The following is a 14,014-nucleotide window of genomic DNA, read 5'->3' on the forward strand; positions in this document are numbered from 1 at the left end:
ACGAATCGTATATAAGTGATTTAGAAACAACTTGGGAAAAGGTTCATACTTTTCCCGGGCAACTATATAAAAACTAATTTCTTTAAATAAGGAGATGTATTTTAAAATGGCAAAAGAAAAATTCGACCGTTCGAAAACACATGCTAACATTGGTACAATTGGTCACGTCGACCACGGTAAAACTACTTTAACAGCTGCAATTGCAACTGTACTTGCTAAACATGGTGACACTACAGCTCAGTCATACGCTGAGATTGACAACGCACCAGAAGAAAAAGAGCGTGGTATCACAATCAACACGTCTCACATCGAGTACGAAACTGATACTCGTCACTATGCACACGTTGACTGCCCAGGTCACGCTGACTATGTTAAGAACATGATCACTGGTGCGGCACAAATGGACGGAGCTATCCTTGTTGTATCTGCAGCAGACGGCCCAATGCCACAAACTCGTGAGCACATCCTGCTTTCACGTAACGTTGGTGTTCCAGCACTAGTTGTATTCCTTAACAAAGTTGACCAGGTTGACGACGAAGAGCTTCTTGAACTAGTAGAAATGGAAGTTCGTGAACTTCTTTCTGAATACGACTTCCCTGGTGACGACATTCCAGTTATTGCCGGTTCTGCACTTAAAGCTCTTGAAGGCGATGCAGATATGGAACAAAGAATTCTTGATCTTATGCAGGCTGTAGATGACTTCATCCCTACTCCAGAGCGTGACTCTGACAAGCCATTCATGATGCCGGTTGAGGACGTATTCACAATCACTGGCCGTGGTACTGTTGCAACAGGCCGTGTTGACCGTGGTCAAATCAAAGTTGGTGACGAAGTTGAAATCATCGGACTTGCTGAAGAATCAAGCAAAACAACAATTACTGGTGTAGAAATGTTCCGTAAGCTTCTTGACTATGCTGAAGCTGGCGACAACATCGGTGCATTGCTCCGTGGTATTTCCCGTGATGATATCCAGCGTGGACAAGTACTTGCAGCACCAGGTTCAATCACACCACACACACACTTCAAAGCTGAAGTTTATGTTCTTTCAAAAGAAGAGGGTGGACGTCATACTCCATTCTTCACTAACTACCGCCCACAGTTCTACTTCCGTACTACGGACGTAACTGGCGTAGTAAACCTTCCTGAAGGAACTGAAATGGTTATGCCTGGAGACAACGTTGAAATTGATGTTGAACTGATTTCTCCAATCGCGATTGAAGACGGAACTCGTTTCTCAATCCGTGAAGGTGGACGTACAGTAGGTTCAGGCGTTGTTACTGAAATCAAAAAATAATCTCTGATTATATATTTGAAGCACAAAATCTCTTTGGGATTTTGTGCTTTTTTAATTTTTATAAATGATTTATATGACGTATACTGTTTATAAATGAAGTGCCTTTAATATACGGGAGGTATATGACAGTGGATTTACTTATCATTGAAGACGATGAAGTGCTGCTCGATGAATTGACCGCCCGCTTTGAAGAGTGGGATTTGGGTGCATATGGGGTGAATGATTTTTCAGATGTGATGAGCGACTTCATAAAGATAGAGCCGTCGCTTGTCATCATAGATATCACACTCCCCAAATATGACGGTTTTCACTGGTGCCGAATGATCAGGAATATTTCCAGGGTACCGATAATATTTTTATCTTCGAGGGACCACCCTACTGATATGGTCATGAGCATGCAGATGGGGGCCGACGATTATGTGCAGAAGCCCTTTAATTTTGAAGTGCTGAATGCCAAGGTGCAGGCACTGCTCAGACGTACATATGAATACCAGAATAAAGCACTCGATGTATTCAAGTTCAGAAATGCGGTATTCGATTTCAAAAAGCTGATGATCACATCGGATGAGGATACAGTTGAACTGACAAAAAATGAGTCGTATATTCTGTCCATCCTGTCGCAGAGTGCAGGCGAGACGGTATCGAGGACGGAAATCATAGAAGCGCTGTGGGATGACTCGAAATTTATCAGTGATAATACTTTGACCGTCAATGTCAACCGTCTGCGAAAAAAACTGGAAAACATCGGTCTCTCAGAAGCGATCCATACCAAGACAGGAATCGGTTATATTTTAAAGGAGTAGTGTACGATGTACTGGAAAGAAAACGCGCCGGTGCTCATATTATTCCTTCTCTTCAATAGTTCGATATTATTGATAGGCTTACTGGATAATGGAATACCGAATATATCTGTTATCTATATATTCACCGTCAACTTTATAATTTTGATAATCTATATTGTCTGGGATTATGTAAGAAAACGAAAGTTCTACATTGAATTTGAAAATCTCGGGACGCTGAATGATATGGTGGGCATGAGTAAAGGGAATACAGCAGTACAAAATAGAATTTATGAAAAGATGGATGATTTGCGGGTAATCCATCAGAGGCAGCTGGACAAGGAATCGTCCAGGACAAAAGAAAATCTGGATGAACTCACGCGGTTCATCCATGATATGAAAATGCCGATGACGACAATGAAACTGATGATTGATGACCTGCCGGAAACAGAAGGAAATAAGCTGTTGGCAGAATGGACACGTCTGAATGGCATGCTGAACGAAGTACTGTATTTAAAAAGGCTCCCGGATATAAAAAATGATCTGTACATAGAACCTATTGATTTGAATATTTTATTGAACAGCTCGATCAGGAAGTTACGGGAGATATGCATACGAAAACGTATAGGTTTTGATATAGACCTTAAAGAAAATATCGTGTATACAGATATGAAATGGTGCCAGTTCATCATCGATCAGCTGATCACCAATAGTGTGAAATATTCTGAGGAAAATGATATTGTCATCCGCAGCAGTATGACGGACGGGTTTGTAAAACTTACGGTTACAGATTATGGCAGAGGCATCGAGAAGCGTGATCTGGAAAGAATCTTTGAAGCGGGCTTTACATCGACGGGAGACCATCATGATGAACAGTCGACAGGTATGGGACTTTATATAGCAAAAAATGTCGCAGAGTCATTGAATATAAGGCTTACTGCAGAATCTGTCTACGGGGAATATACGACCATGACACTCGAGTTCAATAAAGAAAATCAGTTCACCCATATTACTGCAAAGTGACAAAAATGTCACTTTGCAGTGTTTTTTGTTCGCCAAATCAAACGATGCGGTTATATTTTCAGAGTACAATATATTTATAAGAGAAATACAGGAGGATTAATAATGACATTATTGGAAGCGAAAAATATAAAGAAAAGTTTTGGCAATAAGTTCAACCGCACAGATGTTCTGAAAGGTATAGATATCAATTTGAACAGAGGTGAATTCGTCTCAATAATGGGGGCGTCGGGTTCCGGCAAAACGACACTGCTCAATGTCCTGAGTTCAATAGACCGTGTGACGAGCGGGCAAATTTATATAGACGGTACTGATTTCACATCATTAAAAGATAAAAAGCTCGCTGATTTCAGAAAAAATGATCTCGGTTTTATTTTCCAGGATTATAACCTGCTGGACACTTTAACCGTCAGGGAAAATATTATGCTGCCGCTTGCAATCAGAAATATGACGAAGAATGAAGCAGCCGGCCATTTTGAAAAGGTGGCGGGGGAGCTGGGTATTTCGGAGCTTGCGAATAAATACCCGGGCCAGGTTTCAGGGGGGCAGGCCCAGCGTACGAGTGCCGCCCGTGCATTCATACATCAGCCGAAAATCATATTTGCGGATGAGCCCACCGGTGCACTTGATTCCAAATCGGCGAGTGACCTGCTGAAGAAACTCCAGCAGCTGAATAGTACACTTGAAACGAGTATTTTGATGGTGACGCATGACGCCACCGCATCGAGCTTTTCGCACCGTGTCATATTTTTAAAGGACGGCCAGGTCTATACTTCATTGACACGCGGAGACATGACTCAGGAAAGTTACTATCAGGAAATTCTGGATACACAGCGTGTGCTGGGTGGTGTAGTCGAAGATGCTGAATAGTCTGATCATCAAAAACTTTTTAAGAAACATAAAAAATTACGCATTGTATATTTTTGCCCTTATATTCAGTGTCTCCCTGTTTTTTTCACTATTACTGCTTACTCTGGATGAAAATGTATCTGATGAAATAACCGGCAATTCGGGATTATCCTCTCTCTTTTCGGTAGGGGCAATTGTCATGGTCGTCATCATCAGCCTGTTCGTGATGTTTGCGAATATGATTTTCATCAAAAGACGTCACAGGGAAATCGCCCTGTATCAGTTGATCGGCATGAGCAGACGCAAAGTATTCGGAGTGCTGGCACTCGAGAACTTCATCATATATTTCGGCAGTCTGGTGGGCGGTATTGCACTGGGCTTCCTTATTTCAAGGCTGCTTATGATGGCCCTTTTAAAAATAATGAGGGTGGATATGCTGGTCAGCATGAGCTTTTCATTTACAGCAGTATGGATTACTGCGCTTGTCTTCATCGTGGTATTTATCATTCTGATGATACAGAATTATGTATTTCTGAGAAATGCATCGCTGATCAGACTGCTCAATCTGAACAAGACATCTGAATCAGTCGGTAAACCGGTCGGTATCGGTACAATCATAATGGGAATCATCGGTCTCGCCATGATCGGATATGGCTACTACATGTCCTCCAACCTCTTTGAAAGTGCGATGGATAACCCTGTCATGCTGCCGGTCAATATGATGCTTATTTTATTTTTGACGATTGCGGGCACTTATATCACATTCAAATATTCCGTCACGTTCCTTTTGAATCTTGTCCGCCGGAGTAAGAACGGGCATGTCAATGTGAATGACGTCCTGTCGGTCACGAGTGTGATGTTCAAGATGCGTTCCAACGCATTTTTACTTACCGTCATCACGGTCATTACCGCCATCAGCATCACAGCCATGTCGCTCAGCTATATCAGTTATTATTCGACTGAAAAGATGCTGGACAGTACCGATCCTTATGATTACATCGTATATTCTGAAGAGGATCTGGATTTTTATGATGAACTGCTGAATGATGAAGGTGTTGCAATTGAGCGTATTGAGAAATCATTCATTCATTTTCCGATAGCGCCAAAAGAAGATGATGAAGACCCTGGAGATGCCGAAGAGCCTCTGAACTACAGTCTTGTAGTGGCATCAGACAATGAGTTTGAAGGGTTCGATGTCAATGAAAATGAAACGCATGTAACAGGTGACCTGGCTATTCTCGATCTATTCATGAATTTCGAAAAAGGTGACCAGGTGACCTTCACCGGAGATGATGATTTCAGGAGGACTGTGGAAGTGACAGCTATTGATGATGGCGCAATACTGCCTTCCCACGTAAGCTTCGGACTTCCGACAGTCATTGTTGATGAAACGGTCTACCGGCAGCTGATGGAAAATCAGCATGAGTCGGAAACGATGTCAGATGCGCCGACCAATCTGTATGCTTTTAACATTCCAGGTGGTGACTCAGATGAAATTTATGAAATGATGGATGATGAATCGAATCCCGCTTTCGAGTCCAGACTGCAGTCTTACAATGAAGCGGTCCAGATGACGGGAATGCTGACATTCATCATAGGATTTCTCGGATTTGCATTTCTTCTGACATCAGGATGCATTTTGTACTTCAAACAGATTGATGAGTGTGAAAATGAGAAGGGCAGCTACAGCGTGCTGCGTAAACTGGGATTCAGTGAAGGCGAAATATTACGCGGTCTCGGATTGAAAATGCTGATTACATTCGGCATACCGCTGATCATCGGATTGCTGCATACGTATTTTGCAGTCCAGTCAGGATGGTTCATATTCGGCATTGAAATGTGGACACCGATGTTAATCGTGGTAGGGGCGTATACCGTACTATACTCGATCTTTGCGTTGATATCCCTTGGATATTATAAAAAAGTGGTGAAGGCGAGCATATAGAAGCAATTTATATAAACCTATAATGCTTCCAGGGTGGTTTCGCTGTAATATTTGAAGAATAGATGAAAAAGGTCAAAATCCCATCTGGATTTTGACCTTTTCGTCTTTGCTGCTTACTTGAACTTTAAACTTCCCTGAACCCTGTTATTAGTCTCAAATATGACTCGACGCCGGCTTTCAGTCCTTCTTCATCGATGTTGAATTTCGGATGATGGTGCGGATAGTCTGTTCCGAGTGTTTCATTTTTCGTGCCGATATTGTAGAAGGCACCTGGTATTTTCTCCAGGTAATAGGCGAAGTCTTCGCCGCCCATTGATGTTTCGACTTCTTCAACACTTGTAATGAAGTCCGTATCGCCGCTTGTCGTTTCCTGTAACAGATCAACATGTTCATCTGTATTGAGCACTGCCGGATATCCTTTGACGTAGTCGAGTTCACATTTTAAATTGAAGCTGTCTTCGATGCCTTTTCTAATGCCTTCCATACGTGTCATGACCTGTTCCTGCACACTTTTTTCGAATGTGCGGACAGTGCCTCTCACTTCAGATTTGGTCGGTATGACATTAAATGCACTGCCTGCGTTGAACATGGATGTGGTGACGACTGCTGACTTTAACGGGTCTATGGTTCTTGAGACGATGGTCTGCAGCTGCTGCACGAGTGAGGCGGATGCCACAACCGGGTCGATCGCCTCATGCGGTTCGGCACCATGTCCGCCTCTGCCGATGATGTTGAATGTAAATGCATCGGCGCTCGCATGTTTATATCCGTATGAATAGCCGAGGGTGCCTACAGTATATTGGCTTGAAACATGAATGCCGTAAATGTAGTCGACGTCCTCAAGCACGCCGGCTTCCACCATGCTTTTGGCACCGCCGGGCAGCTGTTCTTCAGCGTGCTGGAATATGAATACGACATTTACAGGAAGGTCTTCTTTATGTGCACATAGTATTTTAGCGGTTGTTATGAGCATTGCCGTGTGGGAATCGTGTCCGCATGCATGCATGACGCCCTCAAACTCTGATTTATAATCGACGTCGTTTTCCTCCTGAATGGGCAGTGCATCGAAATCCGCGCGCAGTGCGACGGTTTTGTAATTATCATTGACCTGCAGCCTCGCACTTAGACCGTTTCCGCCGACGTCTCTTTTTATGTCGAGTGGGAGGTTTTTTATCTGATCGTATATATAGATTTTCGTCTTCTCTTCCTGAAAGGACAGCTCGGGATATCTGTGAATATGACGGCGCACGGCTGTCATATCTTCGAATCTGGACTCTATCTCATTTTTAATATCCATCACTTTGACGCCTCCTCTTCAAAAAATATGAATACTGAATGCAGCATCACTGACAACGCATTGACCAGTCCTTTTTCATCGATGTCGAACATGCCGTGATGATGCGGATAATCTGCCCTGAAGCTTGCATTCCTCACACCTGTGTAATAAAAAGTCCCGGGAACTCTCTGAAGGTAGTAGGAGAAGTCTTCTCCCCCGAGATCCGGCTCAAGTGACTGGACATCGTTTACCGTTGAAACTTCATCTGATGCCTGGATGACGATGTCGGTTTTTTGTTCATCGTTGACGACAGGCGGATAGCCTTTCATGTAATCCAGATCATATGAGATGCCTGTGATCGTGACCAGACCTTCCAGACATTTTTTCAGTTCTTTGATCATGACATCCTGCGTTTCCTTGTTGAAAGTACGGATGGTGCCGCCGACTTCGACCTCGTCGGGAATGACGTTATGCTGGTGTCCGCCGTTGAACATCGTAATGGACAGCACAACCGGCTCCATCGGAGAGGATTTCCTTGTAACCGCGTACTGCATCTGGTTGCAGAATGAAATCGCGGCAGCAAGGGGATCAATCGCACCGTCCGGTTTTGATGCATGTCCGCCGCGGCCTTTTATATTGACCGTGAAATCATCCGGCATGCCGGTCGCGGTCCCTTTTTTATAGCCGATTGTACCGATATCAAGGCTTGTGGACACATGCTGGCCGAATATCGCGTCGACTCCGTCCAGGCACCCGTCGGCGATCATCTGGATTGCACCGCCCGGATCGACTTCTTCGGCATGCTGGAATATGAATACGACATTTCCGTTAAGAGCGTTTTTATTTTCACTTAAAATGCGTGCAGCCGTCATGATGACCGAGGTGTGGGCATCATGTCCGCATGCATGCATCACTCCAGGGACTACAGAGCGGTATGGCACGTCTTTCTGGTCGTGGATGGGCAAAGCGTCGAAATCGGCACGGAGAGCCACTGTGGGCAGATTTTCATCGATTATGAGCTTGCCGACAACGCCGCGACCGCCGACGCCTTCCTGCACATCGAGTCCGAGGTCACGCAGATAGTCTGCGATATACGCCGGTGTGTGCACTTCCTTGAAGGACAGTTCAGGATTCATGTGAAAATGACGGCGGAGTTTTACGAGTTCATTGAAATTATCATTTGCAAATTTTTCTATATCTTTCAATTCCATTTGATCACCTGCTCAAGCTCAAGTATTTTCATGAACATGGATAAGCCGCTCACCATGGCATCTTCATCCAGGTCAAACATCGAATGGTGATGGACATAATTTGAGTTCTTATCGCTGTTACCGGAGCCTGTAAAGAAGAATGCGCCGGGCTTTTCTAAAATGTAGTAACTGAAATCTTCACCGATCATCAGCGGTTTTGCGGTTTCGAACGGCAGCCCCAGATCTTCAGCCGCCTGTTCGATGACTTCGGCCTCAGCATCATGGTTGATGACTGCAGGATAACCGTAATTATAATAAAGATCGCCTTCAGCGCCGCGTTTTTTCGCTGTAAGCGCCACTTCATTCTGGAATATTTCATAAATCCTGTCTTTGATTTCAGGTTTGAAAGTACGCACGGTCCCTACAATTTCTGCAGTATCCGGTATGACATTGAATGCTGACCCTGCACTGACCTTGCCGAACGTCACCACTGCATTGTCCATGGGCGACACTTGTCTTGAAACGACACTCTGCAGGTTTGTAATGACTTCTGCTGCAATCAGTACAGGGTCTACAGCATTGTGAGGATGTGCCGCATGTCCGCCTTGACCTTTAATGGTAATGACAAAATAATCCGGGCTCGCAATAATCGGACCGGGTTTTGCCTTGATGGTGTGTGTCGGATACTGGCTCCAGTAGTGCTGACCGTATACTTTATCGACACCTTCCAGCACATTATCCTCAACCATCGACACAGCGCCGCCGGGCTGGACTTCTTCGGCAAACTGGAAGATGAAGGACACTGCCCCTTCCAATCTGCCGGACTTCTGCTGTTCACTCAAAATATCCACCAGGGCGAATAAAGTGCTCGTATGGCCGTCATGTCCGCAGGCGTGCATGACACCGTCGACAGTGGATTTATACGGCACATCTTTGTCATCCTGAATCGGGAGTGCATCAAAATCAGCCCGGATCGCTATATGGGGATGGCCTTCGCCGAATGTCGCAAGCAGCCCTTTGCCGCCGACGTTCTCACGGATTTTTAAATTATCATATTGCGTTAAGTATTTTAAAATATATTTATAAGTTTCCGCTTCATGGAATGATACTTCCGGATGCATATGCATATACCTTCTATGCTCGATCATTTTAGGAAGGAAGGATTCAGCCAGATTATTAATAGTCATATACTAACCTCCATTTAGGTAATAGTTTATTATAACAAAAATTTTTAATTTTTTAAACTATTTGCTATAGAATGAATACTTCAACTACTTGTATTATACCAGTTTTCATTAAAAGTAAGCGCTTAATTATGATAGAATTGATGTGAGAGGAGAGAGGTAAATGTCTAAAATTTTAAACGATTACTTATCGGCCAACCTTAAGGAATTGAAGGATAATGGATTATATAACGAAATCAATGTCGTAAAGGGTGCAAACGGCCCGAAGATCAATATTGATGATAAAGAACTGATCAATTTGTCTTCCAATAACTACCTGGGACTGGCAACGGATGAAACATTGAAGAAAGCAGCGAAAGAAACAATCGATACACACGGTGTCGGTGCGGGCGCGGTCAGAACCATCAACGGAACGCTCGATGTCCATGTTGAATTGGAAGAAACGCTCGCAAAATTCAAAGGGACTGAAGCAGCGGTCGCATTCCAGTCCGGCTTCAACTGTAATATGGCAGCGATACAGGCAGTGATGAACAAGGAAGATGCGATTCTTTCCGACGAACTGAACCATGCTTCCATCATCGATGGGTGCCGGCTGTCGCGTGCAAAAATCATCCGCGTCAATCATTCGGATATGGATGACTTGAGACAGAAAGCGAAAGAAGCGGTGGAATCCGGAAAATATAAAAAAGTGATGTATATCACCGACGGTGTGTTCTCAATGGACGGCGATGTTGCGAAACTGCCTGAAATTGTTGAAATCGCCAAAGAATTCGACCTGATCACCTATGTCGATGATGCCCACGGTTCAGGCGTAATGGGCAAAGGCGCAGGTACGGTAAAGCACTTCGGACTTGAGAAAGATGTGGATATCCAGATGGGCACACTGTCCAAAGCAATCGGCGTAGTCGGCGGTTATGTGGCAGGTACACAGGAACTCATCGATTACCTGAAAGTGGCGGCGCGTCCGTTCCTGTTCTCGACTTCATTGACACCGGGGGATACGAAAGCGATCAATGAGGCGGTCAAAATGCTGATGTCTTCAACTGAACTGCACGATCAGCTGTGGGACAACGGCGATTATTTGAAGAACGGATTAAAAGCGCTTGGCTTTGATATCGGCAACTCGGAAACACCGATCACGCCCTGCATCATCGGAGATGAGAAGACGACTCAGGAATTCTCAAAACGTCTGATGGAAGAGGGCGTCTACGCAAAATCGATCGTTTTCCCTACAGTGCCTAGAGGCACAGGCCGTGTCCGTAATATGCCGATGGCATCACACACAAAAGAGATGCTGGATGAAGCACTTAAAATCTATGAAAAGGTCGGAAAAGAACTAAAGGTTATTTCCTGAAGGGGTTTATTATGAAAAGAATTTTAATAACAGGGGCGCTAGGACAGATTGGAACGGAGCTGACAGTGAGGTTAAGGGAGATTTATGGTGAGGAGAATGTTCTGCCGACAGATATCAACGAACCGGCAGAAGGGCCGTTAAGAGGCAAACCATTTAAGATACTGGATGTAAGAAGGTATAATGAAATGGCAGAACTGGCTGATGAATTCGAACCTGATACCCTAATGCATATGGCGGCACTGCTCAGTGCAACGTGTGAAGAAAAGCCGATGATCGCATGGGATATCAATATGGGCGGACTGGTCAATGCCCTGGAAGTTGCGAGAAAGGGAAAAATGAAATTCTTCACACCGAGTTCCATCGGGGCCTTCGGTCCGTCCACACCTAAAAAAGATACACCGCAGACGACGATTCAGCGGCCGACTTCCATGTACGGGGTGAATAAAGTCTCCGGAGAGCTGTTATGCGACTACTATCACTCGAAGTTCGGCGTGGATACGCGCGGGGTACGGTTTCCCGGGCTGATTTCCCACATCAAGGAACCGGGCGGCGGTACGACGGACTATGCTGTAGAAATATTTTTTGAAGCGGTGAAAAACGGCAGGTACACATCCTATATAGGACCGGGAACCTATATGGATATGATGTTCATGGATGACGCGATAGATGCCATCATTCAATTGATGGAGGCGGATGAGGACAACCTGATCGACCGCAATGCATTCAATGTCACTGCGATGAGCATAGAGCCGGAAGCCGTTGCCGATGAAATAAAAAAACATATTCCGGATTTTGAACTTTCATATAATGTGGACCCTGTGCGCCAGGGCCTTGCAGAAAGCTGGCCGGATGCCATCGATGCAAGTGCTGCTAAAGAGCAGTGGGGCTTCAATCCGAAATACGATTTAGAAAGAATGACCGTGGAAATGATCAATGCAATAAAAGAAAAATCATAAGAAGGCTTCTGCCTTCTTATTTTACTAGGAGGATAGTCATTGGAAGCGATACTGTTTGATAAGGACGGCACGTTGTTGAATTACGAAAAAGTCTGGACTCCTTTCGCAATTAAAAGTGTTGAAGCGTTTACGGAACACTTTAATATCCATTCGCAAAAAGAAAGTGTCGCCCGCGCACTCGGTTTAGTCGATAACAAGATGCAGCCAGGCTCTGTGGCAGCGAGCGGTACAAGCAGGGATATCCACGAAGCGTATGAAAATTTTGCCGAGGGCGGCGGTGAATGGGCCCAGAAATTCTATGAAGAAAACCTGGAGTTCATAGCTGAACACATGGAGCTTATCGACGGCTCCAGAGAAGTGCTTTCAACACTCAAGTCTTTAGGTTATAAAAATGTTATTGTAACAAGTGACAGCCGTAAAGGAACCGAGCTTTTCATTAAACAATTGGAACTGGCGGAGCTGATAGATGATATCGTATCCGGAGACGATACGGAGTATCAGAAGCCGGACATCCGTGTGCTGTACCCGTTTTTGAACAGGCATAACTACGCAGTTGATGATGTCGTGATGGTCGGAGATAATGATGCTGACACCCTTTTGGGCAAAGATGAAGGTCTTTATACCATCGGCGTATTGAGCGGAACTTCAAAGAAAGATGATTTAAAAGGTGCTGACATGATATTGGACAGTGTCACCGATCTGATTGAAAGTGGAGAGTTTGTACTGCATGATAAGAGAAACTGATCATGACGAATTCATGAAGGCGGCACTTGAAGAAGCGGAGAAGGCATTTGAGAAAGGTGAAGTGCCCATCGGTGCTGTAGTAGTGTATGACGGCGAAATCATCGCCCGGGCACATAATTTAAGGGAAACGGCCGGCCATCCGCTGACCCATGCGGAACTGCTCGCGATTCATCAAGCGAGTGGTCATTTTGAATCCTTCCGTTTAGAAGACTGCACTTTATATGTTACTCTGGAACCCTGTGTTATGTGTTCCGGTGCAATAATAATGAGCCGCATATCACACGTGGTCTTTGGAGCATACGACCCGAAGGGCGGAACAGTGCGCAGCCTTATGGAGCTGCTGGACGAACCAAGATTCAATCACAGACCAGGTGTGACCGCCGGAGTTCTGGAAGAGGAATGCAGTCAGCTGCTTAAAAGCTTTTTTAGGAACCTGCGGCAAAAAAAATCACAGGACAGGCAATGATAGAATTCTATTATATAAATTAAAATTAAAGGGAGTTTTATATAGCTTATGGTCAAGTTGATAGCAATAGATATGGACGGAACCCTGCTGACACCTGAACATTCAATCACCCCGAGGACCATCCTCGCGATTAACAAGGCACTTGAACAGGGCATCCAGGTTGTCATCGCCACGGGCAGAGCATTTTATGAAGCCCATGGAATTGTCAGGGAATATGATTTGAAGATTCCGTATATATGTCTGAATGGCGCCCAGATCCGTAACGAGCAGCATGAAATCGAGGAAAACTATCCGATGAACAACGATCTGATCACTGAGGTGACAGATGTATTCAAATCAGAAGATGTCTTTTATCAGATCTATACTGATAAAGCGATATATACGACGAGCATCGAAAGAGATATTGATATTTTCATAGAACTTGCAGAACAATCCGGAGGCGATCCGGATGTGGAAAAGATTCGCAGGCTGATGCGTGAAAGAATTGCTAAAACTTCTTTGAAAGAAGTGGATAATTACAGAGAGATCTATGAACGGGAAGACGAGCATGTCCTGAAGTTTTTAGCAGCCTCATCGAATAAACCGAAGCTCGTCAGAACGAAGAGTTATTTGAATGAAATCGACCAGCTGGCAGTTTCCGCATCTTCATATGGAAACATCGAGGTCACACGAAAAGGTGCGCAAAAAGGCATCGCGCTTGAAAAGATGGCTGAGGAACTTAATGTCGATTTGAAGGATGCCATGGCTATCGGGGATAACTTGAATGACATTTCCATGCTGAAACGTGTCGGCACTGCCGTTGCGATGGGCAATGCAACATCGGAAGTCAAAGCGATTGCGGATGTCGTCACCGGAACAAATATTGAAGATGGTGTGGCAACGGCCATAGAAAACATATTGAATAGTGAATATGAAAATACGGCAAAATAATAAAAGACATCCGCCGGATGTCTTTTA

General features: G+C 44.6%; 13 protein-coding genes. 10 read left to right on the top strand and 3 right to left on the bottom strand.

The features are described from left to right. The first annotated feature begins 106 nt into the window (after positions 1 to 106). The 5 genes from tuf to BLR15_RS04530 all read left to right on the top strand — a co-directional run bounded on the left by tuf (position 107) and on the right by BLR15_RS04530 (position 5,887). The gene (gene tuf, locus BLR15_RS04510) at positions 107 to 1,294 is read left to right on the top strand and encodes an elongation factor Tu (protein WP_092985113.1); all 1,188 of its coding nucleotides are present in this window, start codon (positions 107 to 109) and stop codon (positions 1,292 to 1,294) included. A 128-nt stretch (positions 1,295 to 1,422) separates the two neighbouring features. Then, positions 1,423 to 2,097, top strand: a complete 675-nt coding sequence (locus BLR15_RS04515) for a response regulator transcription factor (protein ID WP_218118657.1) — start codon at positions 1,423 to 1,425, stop codon at positions 2,095 to 2,097. A 6-nt stretch (positions 2,098 to 2,103) separates the two neighbouring features. Further along, the gene (locus tag BLR15_RS04520; RefSeq protein WP_092985117.1) at positions 2,104 to 3,096 is read left to right on the top strand and encodes a sensor histidine kinase; all 993 of its coding nucleotides are present in this window, start codon (positions 2,104 to 2,106) and stop codon (positions 3,094 to 3,096) included. Positions 3,097 to 3,198: 102 nt separating this feature from the next. After that, entirely contained in the window at positions 3,199 to 3,963 is a 765-nt protein-coding gene (locus BLR15_RS04525) for an ABC transporter ATP-binding protein (RefSeq protein WP_092985119.1), read from the top strand. Next, positions 3,953 to 5,887: an ABC transporter permease gene (locus BLR15_RS04530; RefSeq protein WP_092985121.1), complete on the top strand. Its 1,935-nt coding sequence runs from the start codon at positions 3,953 to 3,955 to the stop codon at positions 5,885 to 5,887. The genes BLR15_RS04525 and BLR15_RS04530 overlap by 11 nt, the downstream gene beginning before the upstream one ends. Positions 5,888 to 6,011: 124 nt before the next feature. On the opposite strand, the gene BLR15_RS04535 is transcribed toward BLR15_RS04530, so the two are convergent. Genes BLR15_RS04535 through BLR15_RS04545 form a run of 3 tightly spaced genes read right to left on the bottom strand, consistent with a single transcriptional unit; the run spans position 6,012 to position 9,540 of the window. Further along, positions 6,012 to 7,184, bottom strand: a complete 1,173-nt coding sequence (locus BLR15_RS04535; protein WP_245696592.1) for a M20 metallopeptidase family protein — start codon at positions 7,182 to 7,184, stop codon at positions 6,012 to 6,014. After that, complete coding sequence (locus tag BLR15_RS04540; RefSeq protein WP_092985125.1) at positions 7,184 to 8,374, bottom strand: amidohydrolase; 1,191 nt, start codon at positions 8,372 to 8,374, stop codon at positions 7,184 to 7,186. The genes BLR15_RS04535 and BLR15_RS04540 overlap by 1 nt, the downstream gene beginning before the upstream one ends. Beyond that, complete coding sequence (locus BLR15_RS04545; protein WP_092985127.1) at positions 8,365 to 9,540, bottom strand: amidohydrolase; 1,176 nt, start codon at positions 9,538 to 9,540, stop codon at positions 8,365 to 8,367. Before BLR15_RS04545 ends, BLR15_RS04540 begins: the two co-directional genes overlap by 10 nt. Positions 9,541 to 9,700: 160 nt before the next feature. Here BLR15_RS04545 and BLR15_RS04550 point away from each other — a divergent pair, with 160 nt between their 5' ends. From BLR15_RS04550 to BLR15_RS04570, 5 genes are read left to right on the top strand one after another with little or no spacing between them, the layout of a single operon-like run. Further along, complete coding sequence (locus BLR15_RS04550) at positions 9,701 to 10,891, top strand: glycine C-acetyltransferase (protein ID WP_092985129.1); 1,191 nt, start codon at positions 9,701 to 9,703, stop codon at positions 10,889 to 10,891. 11 nt (positions 10,892 to 10,902) lie between these two features. Beyond that, positions 10,903 to 11,847 carry an NAD-dependent epimerase/dehydratase family protein gene (locus BLR15_RS04555; protein ID WP_092985131.1) on the top strand — a complete coding sequence of 315 codons (945 nt, stop codon included), beginning with the start codon at positions 10,903 to 10,905 and terminating at the stop codon, positions 11,845 to 11,847. A 39-nt stretch (positions 11,848 to 11,886) separates the two neighbouring features. After that, entirely contained in the window at positions 11,887 to 12,591 is a 705-nt protein-coding gene (locus BLR15_RS04560) for an HAD family hydrolase (protein ID WP_092985133.1), read from the top strand. Beyond that, a complete protein-coding gene (gene tadA, locus BLR15_RS04565; RefSeq protein ID WP_092985135.1) occupies positions 12,575 to 13,057 on the top strand; it encodes a tRNA adenosine(34) deaminase TadA in 483 nt (160 codons plus the stop codon). The genes BLR15_RS04560 and tadA overlap by 17 nt, the downstream gene beginning before the upstream one ends. Before the next feature lie 48 nt (positions 13,058 to 13,105). Further along, on the top strand, positions 13,106 to 13,987 hold the full coding sequence (locus tag BLR15_RS04570) for a Cof-type HAD-IIB family hydrolase (protein ID WP_092985137.1): 882 nt from the start codon (positions 13,106 to 13,108) through the stop codon (positions 13,985 to 13,987). Positions 13,988 to 14,014 lie beyond the last annotated feature (27 nt).

Source organism: Lacicoccus qingdaonensis, assembly GCF_900101075.1.
Classification (GTDB): domain Bacteria; phylum Bacillota; class Bacilli; order Staphylococcales; family Salinicoccaceae; genus Lacicoccus; species Lacicoccus qingdaonensis.

Bases quoted from the DNA above. Each gene is read 5' to 3' on its own strand.
- tuf (WP_092985113.1), top strand. From the start codon at position 107: ATGGCAAAAGAAAAATTCGACCGTTCGAAAACACATGCTAACATTGGT.
- BLR15_RS04520 (WP_092985117.1), top strand. From the start codon at position 2,104: ATGTACTGGAAAGAAAACGCGCCGGTGCTCATATTATTCCTTCTCTTC.
- BLR15_RS04525 (WP_092985119.1), top strand. From the start codon at position 3,199: ATGACATTATTGGAAGCGAAAAATATAAAGAAAAGTTTTGGCAATAAG.
- BLR15_RS04530 (WP_092985121.1), top strand. From the start codon at position 3,953: ATGCTGAATAGTCTGATCATCAAAAACTTTTTAAGAAACATAAAAAAT.
- BLR15_RS04535 (WP_245696592.1), bottom strand. From the start codon at position 7,184: ATGGATATTAAAAATGAGATAGAGTCCAGATTCGAAGATATGACAGCC.
- BLR15_RS04540 (WP_092985125.1), bottom strand. From the start codon at position 8,374: ATGGAATTGAAAGATATAGAAAAATTTGCAAATGATAATTTCAATGAA.
- BLR15_RS04545 (WP_092985127.1), bottom strand. From the start codon at position 9,540: ATGACTATTAATAATCTGGCTGAATCCTTCCTTCCTAAAATGATCGAG.
- BLR15_RS04550 (WP_092985129.1), top strand. From the start codon at position 9,701: ATGTCTAAAATTTTAAACGATTACTTATCGGCCAACCTTAAGGAATTG.
- BLR15_RS04555 (WP_092985131.1), top strand. From the start codon at position 10,903: ATGAAAAGAATTTTAATAACAGGGGCGCTAGGACAGATTGGAACGGAG.
- tadA (WP_092985135.1), top strand. From the start codon at position 12,575: ATGATAAGAGAAACTGATCATGACGAATTCATGAAGGCGGCACTTGAA.
- BLR15_RS04570 (WP_092985137.1), top strand. From the start codon at position 13,106: ATGGTCAAGTTGATAGCAATAGATATGGACGGAACCCTGCTGACACCT.